The organism is Variovorax sp. GW821-FHT09B01, assembly GCF_059418345.1.
On record NZ_JBWKPQ010000004.1, the window covers coordinates 14,429 to 34,474 of the forward strand.

The following is a 20,046-nucleotide window of genomic DNA, read 5'->3' on the forward strand; positions in this document are numbered from 1 at the left end:
CGTTCAGGCCTGACGGAAACCCGCCAGCACCTCGAGCACCCGCAGTGTGGCGCCGTCGAGCAGCGCGCGCGGCCGGTGCGCGATGCACAGGCGGCGCGTGAGCTTCGGCACGATCGGCAGGATCTGCATGCGCTCGCCGAGCGCCGCGTCGGTCGTCGGCTGCAGCGGCAGCAGCGCGGCGCCATAGCCGGCCGCCACCAGGCTGCGGATGGCCGCGTCGTAGTTGAGCTCGATGCGTGCGCGCGGCGCGAAGCCCGCGGCCGCGAACCACTCCATCGTGAGCCGGTACATGTGAGTGGTCGCGTCGTTGAAGATCAACGGCTGCTCGGCCAGCCAGGCCGGCGTGACGCGCCTGGGCGCCTTCGTGCGCTGCGGCACGAAGGCCATCATCGGCTGCGTACGCCAGGGCGTGAACACCAGGTCGCGCAGCGGCGGCTGCGGCAGCGCCACCAGGCCGATGTCGAGCGTGCCCGCGGCCAGCCGCGCCAGCGCCTCGCCCGAGCCGAGGATCGCCACATCGACGTCGATGCCCGCGTCCTGCGCGCCCAGCGCCTCGAGCACCTGCGGCAGCAGGTCGACCACCACGCCGGTCGACGTGCCCAGCCGCACGCGGCCGCTGCGGCCCTCGGCCTGCCGCTTGACCGCGTCGAGCGCATCGTCGGTGTCGCGCAGCAGCTTGCGCCCGCGCTCCACCAGCGCCGCGCCGGCCGCCGTGGGCGTGATGCCGCGCGCGCCGCGCACCACCAGCTTGGCATCGAGCCGCGACTCGAGTTCGGAGACGTGCAGGCTGACCGTGGGCTGCGCGAGATGCAGCGCCTGCGCCGCGGCCGAGAAGCTGCCGAGGTCGGCAATCGCGATCAGGGTGCGCAGCTGGTCGAGGTTGAGGTGGCGCATGGGCGTCGAATCAGGAAAGCTGATGAGATGGCTCAGAAATCTCAACTTCCACAATAGCACGGCGACGCCGAAGATGAGCGCACCGACACCGCAACCCCCAGGAGCCCATCGTGAAGACCGCATCGTCCCCGAGCTTTCGCCAACGCCTTCTGCATGCCCTGCGCGGCTGGCGCCGGCACGCGGCGAATCGCCGCCGGGCCCGCGCCGATGCGTGCCAGCTCGCCGGCATGAGCGAGCACGACCTGCGCGACCTCGGCGTCGGCCGCAGCGAGCTGCCGGGGCTGATGCAGCCCGCGCCCTCGCACTGCGAGCACAGCCACCGCGCAAGCTGAAGGAAGCGCGCCCGGCCCTTGCCGCGGCCTCGATTTGAGGTCCAATGCGGGGCGTGCCAAGTCCCGCTTCCGCTTCTCCCCCGCTCGTCGTCGAGCTCACTTCCCCGCAGTCGGTCGACGGCCGGCGCGCGGCCTTCCAGTCGCTCTGGCTGCTGGTGCGCATGCGCCATGCGCACGACAGCCAGACCCCGATGGTGCGGCTGGCCGACCTGCGCGGCGAAGTGTCGGACGCGAGCACCCTGCGCATGGTCGTGAGCCGTGCCTTCCGCGACTTCAAGGCCTGGGGCATCGAGGTCGGCTGGGGCGAGGACAGCACGCGCGAGCCGCGCTTCCTCAACGCCGAGCGGCGCAGCCAGGGCCCGTTCTGGCTGCCGCCGGCCGAGGCGCGGCGCGTGCGCTGCGAGGTCGAGGGGCGCGCCGCCAGCGCGGCCGAGATCGCCTCGTTCCTCGGCCTGCGCGCGCGCACGGGCGCGACGGCGGGCGCCTCGGCGCCGCCCGAGGCGGTGCACCTGCAGGACGCCGCCTTCTGGAAACAGCTCGTGTCCGCGCAGCGGGCCGCGCGCCAGGGCCGGCTGATGACGCCGGTGGCCGGCGGTGCCAGCGATGACGCGGGCCAGCCGAGCGCGCTCGAATCGATACGGCTCGCCGGCACGCTCGCGGCCAGCGGCTTCCAGCGCGCGCTGGTCACGCTCAATGAGGCCATGCTGTGGCGCCGCCTCGGCGACAACGAACAGGCGCGTCGCCAGCTCGAGGTGCTCAAGAAGCAGCGCCTCGCGCACCACGTGGCGGGCAACGACTACCTCGGCGCGATGGAATGCATCGTCTCGGCCTGGTGCGCCTACACCGCGCGCGACCTGCCGCTGGCGCAGTCGCTGCTCGGCGGCATGGCCGACGACCCGGCGCGCAGCGTGGTGCTGCGCCACCATCCCGACGTGCGCTTCGAATGGTGCAACCTGTGGGCGCTCGGTTGCCGCTCGCGCGCGCTGGCGCTCGCGGCCGAGGACGCGCCGGCCGCCCGCCTGCTCGCCGAGGAATCGCTGCGCCGCTTCGGCGACGCGCTGACCGCGGCCTTCGAGTCGCATTCCTTCGATGCCGCCCAGCACGTGGCGGCCAACCTCGGCATGGCGGTGTGGCTGTTCGACCGCGTGGGCCTCGCGCTGCCCGCGCTCCCCTCGGCGCCGGCGGGCGGCCCGAAGCGGCGCGGCGATGCCTCGGCAGCGTCCGACACCACGCGCCATGCCGTGCAGTGGATCGCCTTCAGCGAATGGCTCTGCGGCCAGGCCGACGGCCAGGGCCGCTCGGCCTGGAACGCGATCTACCTGATGCGCATCGCGCGCGGCCATTGCGGCGCCGAGCCCCGGCCCACGCTCGCGCAGTTCCGCGCCCAGGCGCCGCTCGACCCGGCCGCGATCTCGGCGCTGGCCGGTCCGCTCGCCGATGCCTTCGACGCCACGCACTGGCCCGCGCGCTGGGTCGAGGTGGCGCAGGCACGGCTGGCCGACCACCAGGCCGGCCGGCGCCGCTACCCGGGCCTGCAGCATTGCAGCCTGCTGTTCGAGCATGCGTGGTACGCCGCCCATGCGGGCGACCTGAAAGCAGCCGAGCGCTCGCTGGTCACGCTGCGCGAGGCGCTGCCGCAGCTGGTGCCCAGCGACCGCGCCTACTTCGCCGAGTCGTGGAACGACGGCCTGCCGGCCGAGCTGGTGCTCGAGGCAAAGCCGCCGCGACGGCCGGCGGCGCGGCCGAGGAAGGCCGCGCGCTGAAGCGGCCTCAGCCGCGCGCCGCGATGCAGTCGATCTCGATGTCGAAGGGCCCGAACCAGGCCGGCACGCAGACGAAGATGCGCGCGGGCGGCGACTCGGGGAAGTAGCGCGCATAGACCGCGTTGACCGCGGCGAACTTCTCCACCGAGGTGCAGTACACGTTGCACTTGAGCGCATTCGCGAGCGACGAGCCCGCCGTCTCCAGGCACAGCTTCAGCTGTTCGAGCACCAGCTCGGCCTGCCGCTCGACCGAGGCGCCGACCGCCACCTGCCCGGTCTCGGGATCGAAGGGCGGCAGGCCCGAGACATAGACGGTGTCGCCATGGCGCGTGACGATGGAGGCCGGTGCCTTCCAGCGATCGAGCCAGGTGGAGAGGGGTTCGACACGGATGACTTCGCGCGCGGGCATGGGAATCCTTCTGTTGCGGTGGATGACGATGGCCGCGATGGTGCGGCCTTCGTCCCCCGCACGCTTCGTTCCGCGACGAAGCGTTCAGCCGCCCGTGCCCATGCCCAGTGCCAGCCGCACGCGCTCGCGCAGCACCGGCAGCACCTCGCTCTCGAACCACGGATGGCGCTGCTGCCAGCCGGTGTTGCGCGGCGAGGGATGCGGCAGCGGGATGACGCGCGGCGCGAATTCCGCGAAGGCGCGCACGGTCTCGGTGACGCCATCGCGCGCCCGGCTGCCCAGGTGGCGGCGCTGCGCGTACTGGCCGATCAGCAGCGTGAGCTCGACGCGCGGCATCTGCGCCAGCAGCCGCTCGTGCCACAGCGGCGCGCACTCCTTGCGCGGCGGCAGGTCGCCGCTGGTGCCGCGGCCCGGGTAGCAGAAGCCCATGGGCACGAGCGCGATGCGCGAGGCGTCGTAGAACAGTTCGCGCTCCACGCCGAGCCAGCGCCGCAGCTGGTCGCCGCTGCGGTCGTCCCAGGGCACGCCCGTGCGGTGCACCGTCATGCTCGGCGCCTGGCCGACGATCAGCAGCCGCGCCTGCGCGCCGGCCTGCACCACCGGGCGCGGGCCCAGCGGCAGATGCACCTCGCAAACGCGGCAGGCGCGGATCTCGGCGAGCAGCGGCTCCACGCGCTTCAGCGGCCGAAGGGCTTGAAGAAGGCGTTGAGCTCGGCCCCGGGCGCGGCGTCGGCGAAGCCGTCGAAGCGGCCCTCGTCGGCCAGCGTGCGCGCGGCGCGGATGAAGCCGCCCCAGGCCGCGCGCGCCATCGCGCCGCCCACGCTGACGCGGCGCACGCCGAGCGCCTCGATGTCCTTCATCGTGAGTTCGCTGGTCGCGCCGACCAGCAGGTTCACCGGCTTGGGCGCAACCGCCGCGACCACGGCCGCGATCTGCTCGCGCGTCTTGATGCCGGGCGCGTAGAGGCAGTCGGCGCCGGCTTCGGCATAGGCCTTGAGGCGCGCGATCGCGTCGTCGAGGTCGGGCCGGCCGGCGAAGAAGTTCTCGGCGCGGCCGATCAGCAGCGTGTCGCCGCCCGCCGCATCGATGGCGCCGCGCGCGGCGCGCATGCGCTCGACCGCGACCTCGATGGGGAACAGCGGCGCGTCGGCATGGCCGGTCGAGTCCTCGATCGACAGGCCGGCCACGCCGGTCTCGACCGCGAGCCGCACGCTCTGGGCCACGGCCTGCGGATCGGCGCCGAAGCCGTTCTCGAAATCGGCATTGACCGGCAGCGAGGTCGCGGCCACCAGTTCGCGCAGGTGCGCGAGCACCGCGTCGCGCGCGATGGCGCCGTCGGCCTGGCCGTGCGACCAGGCGAAGCCCGAGCTGGTGGTGGCGAGCGCCTTGTAGCCCAGGCCTTCGAGGTAGCGCGCGCTGCCGGTGTCCCAGGGATTGGGGATGACGAAGCAGCCTTGGGCATGCAGCGCGCGGAAGGCCGCGCGTTTCTCGGCGACGGTGGGGTTCGTGGGGGTCATGGGGTCTGTTCCTTCTTTCGATGAAATTCGATGCAAGGGCGGCGAAAGGCGCGAAGCCGTTCAGGATAAGCCAGCGCCCGGCTGCGGCGCGCCGGGCGGATGGGCCAGCAGGTGGTCGATGAAGGCGCGCACCGCCGGCAGCATGCCGCGGCGCGTGGCGAAGGCCGCCTGGATCTCGCTCGCGGTGCAGGCCCAGTCGGGAAACAGGCGCACCAGGCGGCCCTCGCGCAACTCGTCGCGGCACAGGATCTCGGGCAGCAGCGCCACGCCCAGGCCCTGCAGCGCCACGTGCCGGAGCGCGAACATGTCGTCGGTGACCAGGCGCGGCACGAAGCCCAGTTCGTGCACCTGCCTGCCGCGCTCCAGCCGCCACAGGTGGCGCTCGCCGGTATCGGGCAGCGAGAGCATCGGCCACGCGGCCAGGTCGTCGAGGCTCGCGGGCCTGCCCAGGCGCTCGAGCAGCGCCGGGCTCGCGAGCAGCACGTCGACCGTGCGGCCCAGCGGCCGCGCGACCAGGCTCGAATCCTCGAACGGCGGGCGCCGCACGCGCAGCACCACGTCGACGTTCTCCTGCAGCGGATCGACGCGCCGGTGGCTGACCTCGAGCGACAGCCGCACCTCGGGAAAGGCGCGCATGAAATCGGGGATCAGCGGCGTGAGCCAGAACTGCGCGAGCGTGAAGGGCGCGCTCACGCGCAGCGGCCCCTGCGGCCGCGCGGCCGCCTGGCGCACCACGTCGAAGGCCTCCTCGCCCGCGGCCACCGTGGCCTGGCAGCGCTCGTAGAACTGCTCGCCGACATGGGTCAACAGCAGCCGGCGCGAGCTGCGCTGCAAGAGCCGCACGCCCAGCCGTTCCTCGAGCTGCGCGACGCGGCGGCTCAGGCGCGACTTGGGAATGCCCAGGTGCCGGCTCGCGGCGCTGAAGCCCTGCTGCTGCACCACGTGCGCGAACAGCGCGAGGTCGTTGAAATCGTCCATGTCTCCTGTTCCGCTGACAGAACGATCCGTTCTTTTTCGGCGGATTGTTGTCGTTTCGTTCCATCAGCATCATCGATCGCCTCTTCTCGGTCAATGTCCACGCCCATGAAAATCGCCAGCTTCCATCACCGCGGTGCCCTTCGCTTCGGCGTGGTCCGAAACGACGAGGTGCTCGACGCCAGCGCCCTGCCCGGCGCGCCGGCCGGCGTGCGCGAGCTGCTGGCGCGCGGCGACGAGGGCCTGGCCTGGCTGCGCGCGGCCATCGAGGCGGCACCGCGCCTGCCGCTGGCCGATGTGAAGCTCACGGCGCCGGTGCCCGAGCCGCGCAAGTTCCTCGGCCTCGGCGGCAACTACGCCTCGCACCTCGAGGAGGCCGCGAAGCTGGGCCTGACACGGCCACCGGGACAGGTGTGGTTCAACAAGCAGGTGTCGTGCGTGGCCGGCCCCTTCGACGAGGTGCACCGGCCGCGCGTGTCGGCGCAGTTCGACTACGAGGGCGAGCTCGGCGTGGTCATCGGCCGGCGCTGCCGCCATGTGCGGGCCGAGGAGGCGATGGCCATGGTCGCGGGCTACGTCGTGATCAACGACATGAGCGTGCGCGACTGGCAGCTGCGCGCGCCCACGCACACCCTGGGCAAGTCCTTCGACACCCACGGCCCCTTCGGCCCCTGGCTGGTGACGCGCGACGAGATCGCCGATCCGCATGCGCTGCGGCTGCGTACCTGGGTCAACGGCGAGCTGCGCCAGGACGGCAACACCGCCCAGATGATCCATCGCATCGAGGCCATGCTGGTCGAACTCACGACCGCCTTCACCCTCGAGCCCGGCGACGTGCTGAGCACCGGCAGCCCCGCGGGTGTCGGCGGCCTGATGGATCCGCCGCGCTACCTGGTGGCGGGCGACGTGGTGCGCGTGGAGATCGAGGGCATCGGCCACATCGAGAACCGCGTGGTGCAAGAACCCCTGGAGACCGCCCGATGAACGACCCCAAGCGCGCCCTGCCCGACCTCGCCTCTTCCGAATTGCGGCCCGTCAAGCTCGCCCACGTGGTGCTGCGCGTGGCCGAGCTCGCGCGTTCGCGCGCCTGGTACCTCGCGGTGCTGCAGGCGCGCGTGGCCTTCGAGAACGAGATGCTGTGCTTCCTGAGCTACGACGACGAGCACCACCGCATCGGCCTGATCGCGCGCCCCGACCTGGGCCGCGAGGCCGATGCGAACACCGGGCTCGAGCACATCGCCTTCACCTACGGCTCGCTGGCCGCGCTGCTCGCCAACCACCGGCGGCTGGCCGCGCTCGGCATCGTGCCCTACTGGTGCATCAACCACGGGCCGACGATCTCGATGTACTACCGCGACCCCGACGGCCACCGGCTCGAGCTGCAGCACGACGTGTTCGAGACCGCCGCCGAGGTCGATGCCTTCTTCGCGGGCGGCGCCTATGCCGAGAACTTCATGGGCGTGGTGTTCGACCCCGCGGACCTGGCCGCGCGCTTCGAGGCCGGCGAGCCGCTGGCCTCGCTGACCGCGCGGCCCGGCCTGCCAGTAGGCAAGGGGCCGTGGGACATGTTCGTGCCCTGACAAGGTGCGAGGCGGGCTCAGCACTCCACCACATTGACCGCGAGCCCGCCGAGCGAGGTCTCCTTGTAGGTCGACTTCATGTCCTCGCCGGTCTGCTTCATGGTGCGGATCACGGCATCGAGCGAGACGTAGTGGCTGCCGTCGCCGCGCAGCGCCATGCGCGCCGCGTTGATGGCCTTCACCGCGCCCATCGCATTGCGTTCCACGCAGGGGATCTGCACCATGCCGCCGACCGGGTCGCAGGTCAGGCCGAGGTTGTGCTCCATGCCGATCTCGGCCGCGTTCTCGACCTGCGCCGGCGTGCCGCCGAGCACCGCGGCCAGCGCGCCGGCCGCCATCGAGCAGGCCACGCCGACCTCGCCCTGGCAGCCGACCTCGGCGCCCGAGATCGAGGCGTTGGTCTTGTAGAGCATGCCGATCGCCGCGGCCGTGAGCAGAAAGTCGACGATGCCCGCGTCGCTCGCATTCGGCACGAAGCGCTGGTAGTAGTGCATCACGGCCGGCACCACGCCGGCCGCGCCGTTGGTGGGCGCGGTCACCACGCGACCGCCGGCCGCGTTCTCCTCGTTCACGGCCATCGCGAAGGCATTGACCCAGTCCATGGCCGCGAGCGGATCGGCCGCGCCGGCCTGCGCCAGCAGCTCGCGGTGCAGCTCGCCCGCGCGCCGGCGCATGCGCAGCGGGCCGGGCAGCGCTTGGGCGGCCAGCGGGTTGTCGATGCCGAAGCCGCGCTGCACGCACTGCTGCATCACGCCCCAGATGCGCAGCAGGCCCGCGCGCACCTCGGCTTCGGGGCGCCAGGCGCATTCGTTGCGCAGCACCAGCGCGGCCACCGAGAGGCCGTTCTCCCGGCATTGCGCCATCAGTTCGTCGCCCGTCGAGAACGGATGCGGCACCGCCACCGCCGCGGTCTGCGCCACGGCCTGGCCGCCCTCGACGACGAAGCCGCCGCCAACCGAGAAATAGCGGCCTTCGGCGAGCACCGCATCGTCGGTGGCGAAGGCGGTGAAGCGCATGGCGTTGGGATGCTCGGGCAGCGACTCCTCGCCGCGAAACACGATGTCGCGCACGCGGTCGAAGGCGATCGGCGTGGTGCCCAGCAGCATCAGCGTGCCGCCGCGGCGCAGCGTCTCGAGCCGCGGCTGCACGGTCTCGGGCCGCACCGTGTCGGGGGCGTCGCCGAACAGGCCGAGGATCACGCCCTGGTCGGTCGCATGGCCGTGGCCGGTGGCGCCGAGCGAGCCGAACAGGTCGACGCGCAATCGCGCGACGCGCTCGAGCAGGCCCTGCCGTTCGAGCGAGCGCGCGAACAGCAGCGCCGCGCGCATCGGGCCCACGGTGTGCGAGCTCGAGGGCCCGATGCCGATCTTGAAGATGTCGAAGGCGGACAGCATCAGCGCATCATGCGGCCGGAAGCTGCTGCTTGACCAGTGCCACCCAGTAGGCCGCGCCCAGCGGCAGGATGTTGTCGTTGAAGTCGTAGTAGGGGTTGTGCACGTTCGGATCGTTCGGGCCCTCGCCCGCGCCGATGCCGATGTAGGCGCCCGGACGCTTTTGCAGCATGAAGGCGAAGTCCTCCGAGCCCATGGCCGGCGGGATGTCGGTCAGCACCTGTTCGCGCTCGACCAGGCTGGCGGCCGCGGCGATCGCCGCATCGGTCTCGGCCGGCGTGTTGACCACGCCCGGATAGCCGCGGCGGTAGTCGAGCGCCACCTTCGCACCGTGGGTGGCGGCCACGCCCTCGCAGATCTGCTGCATCGCGGCCTGGGTCTTGTCCTGGATCGCGGCGTCGAGCGTGCGCACGGTGCCGCGCAGCACCACGGTCTCGGGGATCACGTTCCAGGTGTCGCCGCCGTGGATCTGCGTGACGCTGACCACGGCCGAGTCGGTGGCGCCGGTGCGGCGGCTCACGATGGTCTGCAGCGCGTTGATGAGCTGCGCCGAGACCACCACCGAGTCGATGCCGGTCTCGGGCATGGCGCCGTGGCTGCCCTTGCCGGTGACCACGATCTCGAAGGTGTCGAGGTAGGCCGTCATGGTGCCCTTGCGGATCGCGAAGCGGCCGCGCGGCAGGCTCGGGAAGTTGTGCATGCCGTAGACGGCATCGGCGGGGAACTGGTCGAACAGGCCTTCCTCGACCATCACGCGGCCGCCGCCCTCGTTCTCCTCGGCCGGCTGGAACACGAAGTGCACCGTGCCCTTGAAGGGCTTGTGGCGCGACAGGTGCTCGGCCGCGCCCAGCAGCATCGCGGTGTGGCCGTCGTGGCCGCAGGCGTGCATCTTGCCCACGCACTTCGAGGCATGGGCCTGCGTGCCCAGCTCCTGCATGTTGAGCGCGTCGAGGTCGGCGCGCAGCGCGATGCTCGGGCCGTCGCCATTCTTCAGCGTGCCGACCACGCCGGTGCCGGCCAGGCCGCGGTGCACCGGCAGGCCCATCAGCATCAGCGCGTTGGCGACCACGTTGGCGGTGCGGTGCTCCTCGAACGCGGTCTCGGGATTGGCGTGGATGTCGCGGCGCCAGGCCTGCATGCGCGCACGGGTGTCTTCGGCGATTTCGGGGTCGCGGTACATGGTGGGGTTCTCTCGGGGGGTCAGTGGAAGAATTCGGCGATCAGGGTCGCGCCGAGGAAGGTACCGGCGGTGGCGGTCAGCGACACCACCACGATGCGCCAGCCGAGCTGGCGGAACACCGGCAGGTCCTTCGCGACCGAGAAGCCGGCCAGCGCGAGCACCGGCGTGGTGAAGGCCAGGAAGTTGAGCTTGGCGGTGAGCGCGATCAGCGCGTCGGAGAACGGCAGCAGGCCCGGGATGCCCACCACCGTGGCCACCACCGACAGCACCAGCACCATCGGCAGCCGCGGCACCAGGCGCTTGAGGCCCTCGACGGCGAGCGCGATCGCCACCACGGCCAGCATGCCCTCGAGCGAGACCAGCGGTGGCACCTTGTAGGTCAGCGAATTGCCGATCAGCACGCCGCCACCCACCACGGCCCAGGCGATCAGCGTGTCGCGCAGCGGCAGCGCGCCACCGTGCGCCACGCTGACCTGCGACACGGCGGCGGTGCCCGCATCGGGCGCGCCGCGCTTCGAGAAACGGCCCAGCACCGGCTCGAGCTTGCCGTAGAGCCACGAGCACAGCGGCAGCGAGAGGAACAGCGTGAAGTAGAAGCCCGCGACCGTGGTCAGCAGGTTCGAGGCGGCCGCGATGGCCGTGAGCTGCGGCAGCATCTCGGCCGGCTGCTGCGCGGCGATGGCGCCCAGCGCGGCCGCCATCAGGCTGCCCGAGCCCACGCCGGCGCCCATGGCCAGCGAGCGCGGATCGAAGACGTGCAGGCTGGCGATGAAGCCCGCCAGCACCGCGATGAACAGCGCGCCCAGCACGGTGCCGGTGATGTATTCGGCCAGCACGCCGCGGCCCTCGGGCGAGGCCATGCCGTACTTCTCGCCGATGATCACCAGGTTGCCTTCGCGCCCCACCGAGAAGGTGGCGCCCACGGCCTCGCGCTTGATGCCCAGCAGCAGCGCCAGCGGCAGGCCGAGGGCCAACGTGCCCAGTGCGTGGCCGAACTCCTGGAACAGCAGCGCCCAGCCGGCCTGCTTGACCTGCGGCAGCGCGGCGCCGACCGTGAGGCCCAGCTTCACCACGAACAGCAGCAGGCCCGCGTTGAGCAGGCCGCCCGCGAAGGACTGCTCGGCGGTGGCGACGCGCGCCACGCCCGGCACGCGGCGGTGCGCGATGCCCCAGACCGCGGCGATCAGCAGCGCCCACAGCATCGGCAGCAGCGCCACCTTGCCGGGGCCGACGCTGAACTGCACCGGGCCGACCAGCTCGGCCGCGGCCACGATGGCCAGCGTGACGGCCGCGAGCTTGAGTTTTCCGGAAGCGCCGGAAGGCGCGGCCGTGACGGGAACGGAGGCGGCGGAGGTCATGGGTGGGGCGTCGGTCTGGAGCCGTGGGTGAAGCCTTTGCTGGCGGATGGCGGCGAGTTTCTCCATGTAGGCCTATTGCATCAATGACCGCAAATCGGGATATTCGATGCATTGAATGCAACACTCAGGAGACCGGGCATGGACGACAGGCTCGACACGCGCCGCGTGCGCTACTTCATGCAGGTGCTCGACAGCGGCTCGGTGCGCGGCGCGGCCGACGTGCTCGACATGGACCCCTCGGCCGTCAGCCGCGCGATCGGCATCCTCGAGCAGGAGTGCGGCGTGCCGCTGCTCGAGCGCCATGGCCGCGGCGTGGTGCCCACCGACGCGGGCGAGATGCTGGCCGGCTACGTGCGCCGGCAGAACAGCCAGAAGCAGCACCTGATGGCGCAGATGGACAGCATCCGCAAGATCGAGCGCGGCCACATCGACATCGTGGTGGGCGAGGGCTATGTGGACTGGCTGATGCGCCACAGCCTGCGCGAGTTCATGACCACGCATCCGGGGATCACCATCGACCTCGACGTGGCCAGCACCGACGAAATCGTGCGCCGCGTGGTCGAGGAGCGCGCCCACATCGGCATGCTGTTCCAGCCGCCGCGCGACGAGCGGCTGACCTCGCACCAGTCGCATCCGCAGCCGATCCAGGCGCTGGTGCTGCGCTCGCACCCGCTCGCGCAGCTGGGCCGCCCGCTCAAGCTCGCCGACCTGCTGCCCTACCCGGGCGCCACGCTGCACCGCAACTTCGGCGTGCGCCAGCACATCGAGGCGGCCGAGATCAGCGAGGGCGTGCGGCTGCCCTCGCTGCTGACCACCACCTCGTTCAGCGCGCTCGGCCATTTCGTCTCGGCCGGGCTCGGCTACACGCTGGGCACGCGGATCTCGCTGACGCCGAATGCCGACCATCCCGAGCTGATCGAGCTGCCGATGAAGAACCCGCTGCTGTCGCAGGGCCGCTCGCACATCGTGTCGCGCCACGGGCGCCTGCTGTCGCCGGCCGCGGCCGAGCTGCTGCGCTGCGTGGTGCGCGACATGAAGCGCTACGCCGACACCGGGCCGACCAAGGCCCGCAAGCCGGCACCGCGCACGCGCGCGGCCACCGCTTGAGGAAGGCGCGGGGAGATCGTTGCGCGCGGCGGGCTTCGGTGGTCTGATCGCCTCCCATGTCCTACCTGCTCCCGCTCTTCGTCCACCTGCTGTGCGCCGCCTTCTGGGTCGGCGGCATGGCCCTCATGCACTTCGCGGTGCGCCCGGCCGCCGTCGCCACGCTCGAGCCGCCGCTGCGCCTGCGCATGATGGCCGCGACCTTGCGGCGCTTCTTCGTCGGGGTCGATGCCTCGGTCACGCTGCTGTTCGTGACGGGCGTGGCGATGATCCTGACCACGGGCGGCTTCCGCGGCGTGCACTGGCGCGTCGAGGCGATGATGGGCATCGCGATCCTGATGGCCGCGATCTACGTCTACATCCGCGCCTCGGTGTTCCGCGCGATGCGGCGCGCGGTCGACGACGGCGCCTGGCCGGTGGCCGCGGGCCGGCTCGACCTGGTGCGCAAGCTCGTGAGCCTGAACCTTGTGCTGGGCGTGGCGGTGTTTGCGGTGGCGGTGCTGGGGCGCGGCTAGACCGCTGGCCCCTTGAGCTCGACGCCGTTGCCGTCGGGGTCGCGCAGGTAGATCGAGGGCCCCGTGCCCTCGGCCCCGTAGTTGTTCTGCACCTCGCCATCGACCTCGACGCCATGGCTCGCCATGCGCTCGCGGATCGCGGCCTCGTCGAAGGGCTCGATGCGCAGGCACAGGTGGTCGAGGTTGCGGCCCTCGCGGCCGGCCAGCGCGCCACCCGCGCGGCCCAGCTTGCCGTCGTGCGTGACGAGGTCGATCAGGCTCTCGCCCGCGCGCAGGTGCACCAGGCCGAGGTCGTCGCGCCGCTTGTCGACCGTGCAGCCGAGCACGCCGACGTAGAAGGCGATGGCGCGCTCGGCATCGCGCACGCGCAGCACCAGGTGATCGATGCGCCGCAGCGCGAACGGCGCGGCATCGGAAGGATCGTGCGGGCGGGTCATGCCCGCCAGTGTGTCAGACCACGCCCGAGGCGCGCAATGCCTCGAAGCGCGCCGCATCGATGCCCATCTCGGCGAGCACCTCGCGCGTGTGCTGACCCAGCGCGGGCGGCGCGCGGCGCAGCACCGGCGGCGTGGCCGACAGGCGCAGCGGGCTCGCCACGCCGGTGATGGCCGCGATGCCGTCGCCCGCGTCGCGCGGCAGCGTGACCGCGAGGCCGCGCGCCTTGACCTGCGCATCGTCGAAGGCCTGCGCGATGTCGTTGATCGGGCCGCAGGGCACGGCCTTGTCCTCGAGCAGCGCGACCCAGTCGGCCGTGGTGCGCGTGCGCGTGAGCTCCTCCATCATCGGGATCAGCACGCCGCGGTGCTTCACGCGCAGCGTGTTGGTCGCGAAGCGCGCGTCGCTGGCCCAGCCGGGCTGGCCCGCGGCCTCGCAGAAACGCGCGAACTGGCCGTTGTTGCCGATCGCCAGCAGCATCGCGCCGTCCAGCGTCGGGAAGTCCTGGTAGGGCGCGAGGCTCGGATGGGTGTTGCCCTGGCGCGCCGGCGCCTTGCCGGTGTTGAGGAAGGCGCTGGCCTGGTTGGCGAGGATCGCCATGCCCACGTCGAGCAGCGCCATGTCGATGTGCTGGCCTTCGCCGGTGCGGTGCCTCACCTGCAGCGCGGCGAGGATCGCGGTGCTCGCGTAGACGCCGGTGAAGATGTCGGTGAGCGCGACGCCCACGCGCAGCGGACCGCCGCCGGGCTCGCCGTCGGGGCGGCCGGTGATGCTCATCATGCCGGTCATGGCCTGGATCATCAGGTCGTAGCCCGCGCGCTCGGCATAGGGGCCGTCGTTGCCGAAGCCGGTGACGCTGCAGTAGATGAGCCGCGGGTTGGCGCGGCGCAGCGTCTCCTGGTCGAGGCCGTACTGCTTCAGGCCGCCGGTCTTGAAGTTCTCCACCACCACGTCGGCCTGCGCCGCCATCTGCCTGAGCAGCGCCTGGCCGTCGGGCGTGGCCATGTCGATGGTGACCGAGCGCTTGTTGCGGTTGCAGGCGGTGAAGTAGCTGGCCTGGTCGCTGTCGTTGCCGTTCGCGTCCTTCACGAAGGGCGGGCCCCAGGTGCGGGTGTCGTCGCCGACGCCGGGACGTTCGATCTTGACGACATCGGCGCCCAGGTCCGCGAGGATCTGCGTGCACCACGGGCCCGCGAGCACGCGGGACAGATCGAGAACCTTGATGCCGTCGAGGGCTGCTTGGGTCATGGCGATGCGGTTGGAATTCGGGCTGCCCGGACGCGAAGAACGCGAAGGTTCCGCGAAGGGCGCAAAAGATTCATTTCAAGGAAGATGGACTTCCCTTCGCGTCTTTCGCGAATCCTTCGCGTCCTCTGCGTCCGGAAGTCCATGTCTGGCTTCAGTTCGCGAACGCGGCGATGCCCGTGATCGCGCGACCGAGGATCAGCGCATGGATGTCGTGCGTGCCTTCGTAGGTGTTCACGACCTCGAGGTTCACGAGGTGGCGCGCCACGCCGAATTCGTCGCTGATGCCGTTGCCGCCCATCATGTCGCGCGCCAGGCGGGCGATGTCGAGGGCCTTGCCGCAGTTGTTGCGCTTCATGATCGAGGTGATCTCGACCGCGGCCGTGCCTTCGTCCTTCATGCGGCCCAGGCGCAGGCTGCCCAGCAGGCCCAGCGAGATCTCGGTCTGCATGTCGGCCAGCTTCTTCTGGATCAGCTGGTTGGCGGCCAGCGGGCGGCCGAACTGCTTGCGGTCCAGCGTGTACTGGCGCGCGCGGTGCCAGCAGTCCTCGGCGGCGCCGAGCGCGCCCCACGAGATGCCGTAGCGGGCGCTGTTGAGGCAGGTGAACGGACCCTTGAGACCCTGCACCTCGGGGAAGGCGTTCTCCTCGGGGCAGAACACGTTGTCCATCACGATCTCGCCGGTGATGCTGGCGCGCAGGCCGACCTTGCCGTGGATCGCCGGGGCGCTCAGGCCCTTCATGCCCTTCTCGAGCACGAAGCCGCGGATCGGGCCGACGGCGCCGCTCTCGCTGACTTCCTTGGCCCAGACCACGAACACGTCGGCGATCGGCGAGTTGCTGATCCACATCTTGCTGCCGGTGAGCGCGTAGCCGCCCGGCACCTTCTTGGCGCGCGTGGCCATGCTGCCGGGGTCGGAGCCGTGGTCGGGCTCGGTGAGGCCGAAGCAGCCGATCCATTCGCCGGTGGCGAGCTTGGGCAGGAACTTCTGCTTCTGGCCTTCGGTGCCGAATTCGAAGATCGGCACCATCACCAGCGAGCTCTGCACGCTGGCCATCGAGCGGTAGCCCGAATCGACGCGCTCGACCTCGCGCGCGATCAGGCCGTAGGCCACGTAGTTGAGGCCGGGGCCGCCGTACTGCTCGGGGATCGTCGGGCCCAGCAGGCCCAGCGAACCCATCTCGCGGAAGATCGCCGGATCGGTCTCGCCGGTGCGGAAGCCCTCGAGCACGCGCGGTGCCAGGCGCTCCTGGCAGTAGGCATTGGCCGCGTCGCGGATCATGCGCTCGTCGTCGGTGAGCTGCTGGTCGAGCAGGAAGGGGTCGTCCCAGTGGAAGGAAGCTTTGGCGGCCATGCGGCTGTCTCCGGAAAAGGGGAAAAGAGGGGGATCGGGCGATCCTAGCGAGGCAGGGGGCGCGGCGCAAACGATGAATCCTCACCCAGATATGCGGATCCAGAATGTCTTGGGCGTTGCCGGAGCCGTGCTTTCATTGATGAAAGCCCTGCGCCAGTCATACACTCGCGGCATACATGCGCCGCAAGATCCCGCCCCTGCAGACCCTCGTGTGCTTCGACGCGGCCGCGCGCCACGAGAGCTACACGCGCGCCGCGCAGGAACTCGCGCTCACCCAGAGCGCGGTGTCGCGCCAGATCGGCACGCTCGAGGCCTTCCTCGGCGTGGCGCTGTTCCGCCGCACGCGCCACGGCGTGGCGCTGACCGCGAGCGGCGCGGCCTATGCGCGGCAGACCGCGAAGCGGCTCGAGGCGATGGAGCGCGACACGCTCGACGCGATGGCGCACCAGGGCGAGGGCGGCTCGCTGTCGCTGGCGGCCGTGCCCACCTTCGCCACGCGCTGGCTGATGCCGCGGCTCAAGGGCTTCGCGGCGCTGCAGCCCGACGTGGTGGTGCACATCGAGACGCGCACCCGGCCCTTCCTGTTCGCCGACGCGGAGTTCGACGCCGCGCTCTACGCGGGCACGGTGGCGCAGGTGCAGAACTGGGCCGGCACGCATGCGCTGCCGCTGATGCAGGAGGACGTGGTGCCGGTCTGCAGCCCCGCGCTGCTGCCGCGCGGCAAGCCGGTCTCGCCCACGGCCATCGCGCACATGCCGCTGCTGCAGCAGAGCACGCGGCCCGATGGCTGGCGCCAGTGGTTCGATGCACAGCAGGTCGACGCGCCCAATGCGCGCGGCGGCCCGCGCTACGAGCTGTTCTCGATCCTGGCCGCGGCCGCCTCGCAGGGCCTGGGCGTGGCGCTGATGCCGACCATGCTGGTGGCCGACGAGCTCGCGCGCGGCGAGCTGGTGGTGGCCTGCCCGCGGCCGCTCGCGGGCGAGCGCGCCTACTACCTCGTGACGCCCGAGCGCGCCGACCAGCGGCCGCTGCTGAAGTTCTTCAGCGACTGGCTGCTCGCGCAGGCCCGCGAGGGTTGAAGCCGATGCCGCGCGACAGCCGGTCCGAATACGAGTGGCGCATGCACAAGGTGGTGACGCACATCGACGACCACCTCGAGCGGCCGCTCGACCTCGCGGAGCTGGCCGACGTCGCGCATTTCTCGGCCTTCCATTTCCACCGCCTGTTCGCGGCCTGGGCCGGCGAGACGCTGGGCGACTACGTGCGCCGGCGCCGGCTCGAGGTCGCCGCGCTGCGGCTCGCGACGCAGCCGCGGCTGTCGGTGCTCGAGGCCGCGGTGTCGGTCGGCTTCGGCTCGGGCGAGGCCTTCTCGCGCGCCTTCCGCGCGCGCTTCGGCAGCGCGCCCAGCAGCTGGCGCGCGGCCCACGACTGGTCGCTGCTGCCCGAGGCGAACAGCAATCCCGATCAGATCGAACTGCACGGCTTCACGAAGAATGGGCCCGGTCCGCGCCGCGATCCCGACGGCGCCGCTTCCCCGGAGCCCCCCATGAACGTCGAACTGATCATCCGCCCGCCCGTCACCATCGCCTACCTGCGCTATGTCGGCCCCTTCGGCGCGCCCGTGGGCGCGTTCTGGGGCGAGCAGGTGGCGCCCTGGATCACGCGGCACCGGCTGTGGTCGGGCGCGCGCTACGGCATCAGCCACGACGACCCGAGCATCACGCCGCCCGAGCAGTCGCGCTACGACGCCTGCGTGGAGGTGCCCGAAGACTTCGTGCCCGATGGCGGCTTCCAGAAGACCGTGCTGCCGGGCGGGCGCTATGCGGCGCTGCGCTTCCACGGCCTGCCGGCCGAGATCAACACGGCCTGGACCCGCCTCTTGCGCGACTGGCTGCCGGGCAGCGGCTTCCAGTTCGACAACCGGCCGGCCTTCGAGCACTACGCGGCGAGCTACGCCTACGACGACAACACGCACGCCTTCGAGTGCGACATCTGCATTCCGATCGCGCCGCTCTGAGGCATTCCCGATCCGGAATCAACGCACGGCTGTCTTCGGTCGCCGGGCACGGGGTGGCTTGAACGGTCCCGTGATTCTCTCGAGCCACGGATCGCAAACCGCTCGAAGCTCGGGGTCCACGTCGAATTGAGGGTCCCGCGCATCGAACAACACCGTTTTCTTCGCCTGGGCGCGCACCAGCGCGAAGGCGTTCTTTTCCGAGCGGCTGTTGTCGAACATCAGCGTCATGTTCGCGATCTGCGTCGCGTGCCCGACCGCCGCCTGCGTGCGTGGAAAACGCTCGATCAACTTCTTGCGCTCCACATCGTGGCCGCCTTGCTGCTTGCGCGTGCTCACGCGAAAGACGGACAGGTCGACCGAGACCAGTCCGACGAAGAGCAGCACGACGAAATAGCCCGCCTCCTGCATGGCACGGATGTCGTCCGCCTTCGACGCGTGACCGCCGCCGGGCAGCGGCTTCCAGTGGGAGAAGACCGTCTCGAATGCGAAGGGCATGCGCTGGTCCATCACCAGGCTCTTGAAGGCGCGCACGCCTTTCTGGGACAGCGCCTGCCACCGCTCGTCATCGTCGCGCAGGCGTTCGGCCCACGTCGGGATGCGCCCCGTGAGCGGGTCGGCATCCGGCAGGATGGACATCATCATGCGGTCGGCGTTGACCAACGGCATGCGCAGCGATTCCGCGAGGCGCGAATACCAGAGCGTCGATTTGCCGGACCCGTTGTGGCCAGCCAGCACGAACGCCACCGGACGCGGCCCCTGCGTCTGCGCCAGCAGCTTCTCGAGCCGGGGTGGGCGGCGACTCACGCCTTGCTGGCGCGGAACCTGCCATCGACCATGCGGCCGATGACCTTGGTGCCATCGGCCGCTTCGCGCACGACCTTGCTCAGGTCCTGGGGGTAGGCGGAATAGGCGTAGACCTTGGCCGCGTTCGGCCCACGAAAGACTTCCGACCGATCGATGCCGGGCTTGCCGAGTGCGCGAGCCGCCTTCTTCAACAGCACCGTGGTCTTGTCTTCGGGACGAACGACCGGACGCGGCGACTTGCCGACCTTGACCAATGCCATGCCGCGTCCCAGCGCGGCAACGGAACGTCCCTGCACCAATTGCCCGGCCGGGTTCTCGTGTGAAATGGGTTTTTCGCGCGCCATGGGCGGATGATCGCTCAAAAGGCCGGATGCCTGCCGCAAGGAAACGGCAAAACCGTGTCGAAAGCCGCGTCCGGAAACGGCGAGCCCGCGCCCGCCGGCCGCGCCACACTCGCCCCATGCCTTCTCCCGCTTCCGTGATCGATGCGCTCGACTGGCCCCGCATCGAAGCCGACCTCGCCGCGCGCGGCTGCGCCACCACCGGCCGCCTGCTCGGTCCGCGCCAGTGCGCGGCGCTGGCCGCGATGTACGACGAACCACAACATTTCCGCAGCCGCGTGGTGATGCAGCGCCATGGCTTCGGCCAGGGCGAGTACCAGTACCTCGCCTATCCGCTGCCCGAGCCGGTCGCGGCGTGGCGCGCCGCGCTCTACCAACGGCTCGCGCCGCTGGCCAATGCCTGGGCCGGGGCGATGGGCCTGCCGGCGGACTATCCCGCCGCGCACGCGGACTACCTCGCGCGCTGCCACGCGGCCGGCCAGCAACGGCCGACGCCGCTGCTGCTGCGCTACGACGAGAGCGACTACAACTGCCTGCACCAGGACCTGTACGGCGAACTGCAGTTCCCGCTGCAGCTCACGGTGCTCCTGAGCCGGCCCGGCGAGGACTTCACGGGCGGCGAGTTCGTGCTGACCGAGCAGCGCCCGCGCATGCAGTCGCGCGCCGAGGTGGTGCCGCTCGCGCAGGGCGAGGCCGTGATCTTCGCGGTCAACCAGCGGCCCGTGGCGGGCACGCGCGGCAGCTACCGCGTGACGATGCGCCATGGCGTGAGCCGCGTGCGCTCGGGCCGGCGCCAGACGCTGGGGCTGATCTTCCACGACGCCCAGTAGGC

General features: G+C 71.3%; 22 protein-coding genes. 9 read left to right on the forward strand and 13 right to left on the reverse strand.

Features of this window, described 5'->3' with window-relative positions; genetic code table 11:
- Positions 1 to 3: 3 nt before the first annotated feature.
- Positions 4 to 894, reverse strand: coding sequence for a LysR family transcriptional regulator (locus AC07RV_RS14525; RefSeq protein WP_296788632.1), 891 nt, complete (start codon positions 892 to 894; stop codon positions 4 to 6).
- A 110-nt stretch (positions 895 to 1,004) separates the two neighbouring features.
- Here AC07RV_RS14525 and AC07RV_RS14530 point away from each other — a divergent pair, with 110 nt between their 5' ends.
- Positions 1,005 to 1,226, forward strand: a complete 222-nt coding sequence (locus AC07RV_RS14530; RefSeq protein WP_296788629.1) for a DUF1127 domain-containing protein — start codon at positions 1,005 to 1,007, stop codon at positions 1,224 to 1,226.
- A 53-nt stretch (positions 1,227 to 1,279) separates the two neighbouring features.
- The gene (locus AC07RV_RS14535; RefSeq protein WP_296788626.1) at positions 1,280 to 2,989 is read left to right on the forward strand and encodes a hypothetical protein; all 1,710 of its coding nucleotides are present in this window, start codon (positions 1,280 to 1,282) and stop codon (positions 2,987 to 2,989) included.
- 7 nt (positions 2,990 to 2,996) lie between these two features.
- Here AC07RV_RS14535 and AC07RV_RS14540 read toward each other — a convergent pair whose 3' ends face one another.
- The 4 genes from AC07RV_RS14540 to AC07RV_RS14555 all read right to left on the reverse strand — a co-directional run bounded on the left by AC07RV_RS14540 (position 2,997) and on the right by AC07RV_RS14555 (position 5,893).
- On the reverse strand, positions 2,997 to 3,398 hold the full coding sequence (locus tag AC07RV_RS14540; protein ID WP_093343787.1) for a RidA family protein: 402 nt from the start codon (positions 3,396 to 3,398) through the stop codon (positions 2,997 to 2,999).
- Between the two features lie 84 nt (positions 3,399 to 3,482).
- Positions 3,483 to 4,070, reverse strand: coding sequence for a uracil-DNA glycosylase family protein (locus AC07RV_RS14545; RefSeq protein ID WP_057592366.1), 588 nt, complete (start codon positions 4,068 to 4,070; stop codon positions 3,483 to 3,485).
- 5 nt (positions 4,071 to 4,075) lie between these two features.
- The gene (locus tag AC07RV_RS14550; RefSeq protein WP_296788621.1) at positions 4,076 to 4,915 is read right to left on the reverse strand and encodes an isocitrate lyase/PEP mutase family protein; all 840 of its coding nucleotides are present in this window, start codon (positions 4,913 to 4,915) and stop codon (positions 4,076 to 4,078) included.
- Between the two features lie 60 nt (positions 4,916 to 4,975).
- Positions 4,976 to 5,893, reverse strand: a complete 918-nt coding sequence (locus tag AC07RV_RS14555; protein ID WP_296788619.1) for a LysR substrate-binding domain-containing protein — start codon at positions 5,891 to 5,893, stop codon at positions 4,976 to 4,978.
- A gap of 105 nt (positions 5,894 to 5,998) precedes the next feature.
- On the opposite strand from AC07RV_RS14555, the gene AC07RV_RS14560 reads away from it, so the two are divergent.
- Together AC07RV_RS14560 and AC07RV_RS14565 are read left to right on the forward strand one after the other, a co-directional pair.
- Entirely contained in the window at positions 5,999 to 6,874 is an 876-nt protein-coding gene (locus tag AC07RV_RS14560; protein ID WP_296788617.1) for a fumarylacetoacetate hydrolase family protein, read from the forward strand.
- Complete coding sequence (locus AC07RV_RS14565; protein ID WP_296788615.1) at positions 6,871 to 7,470, forward strand: VOC family protein; 600 nt, start codon at positions 6,871 to 6,873, stop codon at positions 7,468 to 7,470. Before AC07RV_RS14560 ends, AC07RV_RS14565 begins: the two co-directional genes overlap by 4 nt.
- Positions 7,471 to 7,487: 17 nt before the next feature.
- On the opposite strand, the gene AC07RV_RS14570 is transcribed toward AC07RV_RS14565, so the two are convergent.
- From AC07RV_RS14570 to AC07RV_RS14580, 3 genes are read right to left on the reverse strand one after another with little or no spacing between them, the layout of a single operon-like run.
- Positions 7,488 to 8,867, reverse strand: coding sequence for an L-serine ammonia-lyase (locus AC07RV_RS14570; protein ID WP_296788658.1), 1,380 nt, complete (start codon positions 8,865 to 8,867; stop codon positions 7,488 to 7,490).
- A gap of 4 nt (positions 8,868 to 8,871) precedes the next feature.
- Positions 8,872 to 10,041 (reverse strand): M20 aminoacylase family protein, encoded by a 1,170-nt coding sequence (locus AC07RV_RS14575; RefSeq protein WP_093343778.1) that lies wholly within the window; start codon positions 10,039 to 10,041, stop codon positions 8,872 to 8,874.
- Between the two features lie 20 nt (positions 10,042 to 10,061).
- A complete protein-coding gene (locus AC07RV_RS14580) occupies positions 10,062 to 11,399 on the reverse strand; it encodes a DUF3100 domain-containing protein (protein ID WP_296788611.1) in 1,338 nt (445 codons plus the stop codon).
- A 138-nt stretch (positions 11,400 to 11,537) separates the two neighbouring features.
- Between AC07RV_RS14580 and AC07RV_RS14585 the strand changes: the two genes are divergently transcribed.
- Both AC07RV_RS14585 and AC07RV_RS14590 read left to right on the forward strand, forming a co-directional pair.
- Positions 11,538 to 12,506: a LysR family transcriptional regulator gene (locus AC07RV_RS14585; RefSeq protein WP_296788608.1), complete on the forward strand. Its 969-nt coding sequence runs from the start codon at positions 11,538 to 11,540 to the stop codon at positions 12,504 to 12,506.
- Between the two features lie 56 nt (positions 12,507 to 12,562).
- On the forward strand, positions 12,563 to 13,018 hold the full coding sequence (locus AC07RV_RS14590; RefSeq protein WP_296788605.1) for a CopD family protein: 456 nt from the start codon (positions 12,563 to 12,565) through the stop codon (positions 13,016 to 13,018).
- On the opposite strand, the gene AC07RV_RS14595 is transcribed toward AC07RV_RS14590, so the two are convergent.
- The 3 genes from AC07RV_RS14595 to AC07RV_RS14605 form a co-directional block, all read right to left on the reverse strand.
- Complete coding sequence (locus tag AC07RV_RS14595) at positions 13,015 to 13,455, reverse strand: VOC family protein (protein WP_296788602.1); 441 nt, start codon at positions 13,453 to 13,455, stop codon at positions 13,015 to 13,017. The genes AC07RV_RS14590 and AC07RV_RS14595 overlap by 4 nt on opposite strands.
- A 13-nt stretch (positions 13,456 to 13,468) precedes the next feature.
- Positions 13,469 to 14,701: a CaiB/BaiF CoA transferase family protein gene (locus AC07RV_RS14600; protein ID WP_203203593.1), complete on the reverse strand. Its 1,233-nt coding sequence runs from the start codon at positions 14,699 to 14,701 to the stop codon at positions 13,469 to 13,471.
- Between the two features lie 151 nt (positions 14,702 to 14,852).
- Positions 14,853 to 16,052 (reverse strand): acyl-CoA dehydrogenase, encoded by a 1,200-nt coding sequence (locus tag AC07RV_RS14605; protein ID WP_057592354.1) that lies wholly within the window; start codon positions 16,050 to 16,052, stop codon positions 14,853 to 14,855.
- Positions 16,053 to 16,228: 176 nt separating this feature from the next.
- Between AC07RV_RS14605 and AC07RV_RS14610 the strand changes: the two genes are divergently transcribed.
- Positions 16,229 to 17,131, forward strand: a complete 903-nt coding sequence (locus AC07RV_RS14610; protein WP_093343769.1) for a LysR substrate-binding domain-containing protein — start codon at positions 16,229 to 16,231, stop codon at positions 17,129 to 17,131.
- Positions 17,132 to 17,136: 5 nt separating this feature from the next.
- On the forward strand, positions 17,137 to 18,069 hold the full coding sequence (locus AC07RV_RS14615) for an AraC family transcriptional regulator (protein WP_296788595.1): 933 nt from the start codon (positions 17,137 to 17,139) through the stop codon (positions 18,067 to 18,069).
- An 18-nt stretch (positions 18,070 to 18,087) separates the two neighbouring features.
- On the opposite strand, the gene AC07RV_RS14620 is transcribed toward AC07RV_RS14615, so the two are convergent.
- Positions 18,088 to 18,873 carry a zeta toxin family protein gene (locus AC07RV_RS14620; protein ID WP_296788592.1) on the reverse strand — a complete coding sequence of 262 codons (786 nt, stop codon included), beginning with the start codon at positions 18,871 to 18,873 and terminating at the stop codon, positions 18,088 to 18,090.
- The gene (locus tag AC07RV_RS14625) at positions 18,870 to 19,217 is read right to left on the reverse strand and encodes a hypothetical protein (RefSeq protein ID WP_296788590.1); all 348 of its coding nucleotides are present in this window, start codon (positions 19,215 to 19,217) and stop codon (positions 18,870 to 18,872) included. The genes AC07RV_RS14620 and AC07RV_RS14625 overlap by 4 nt, the downstream gene beginning before the upstream one ends.
- A 26-nt stretch (positions 19,218 to 19,243) precedes the next feature.
- Here AC07RV_RS14625 and AC07RV_RS14630 point away from each other — a divergent pair, with 26 nt between their 5' ends.
- Positions 19,244 to 20,044, forward strand: a complete 801-nt coding sequence (locus tag AC07RV_RS14630) for a 2OG-Fe(II) oxygenase (protein ID WP_444814049.1) — start codon at positions 19,244 to 19,246, stop codon at positions 20,042 to 20,044.
- The last annotated feature ends 2 nt before the right edge of the window (positions 20,045 to 20,046 follow it).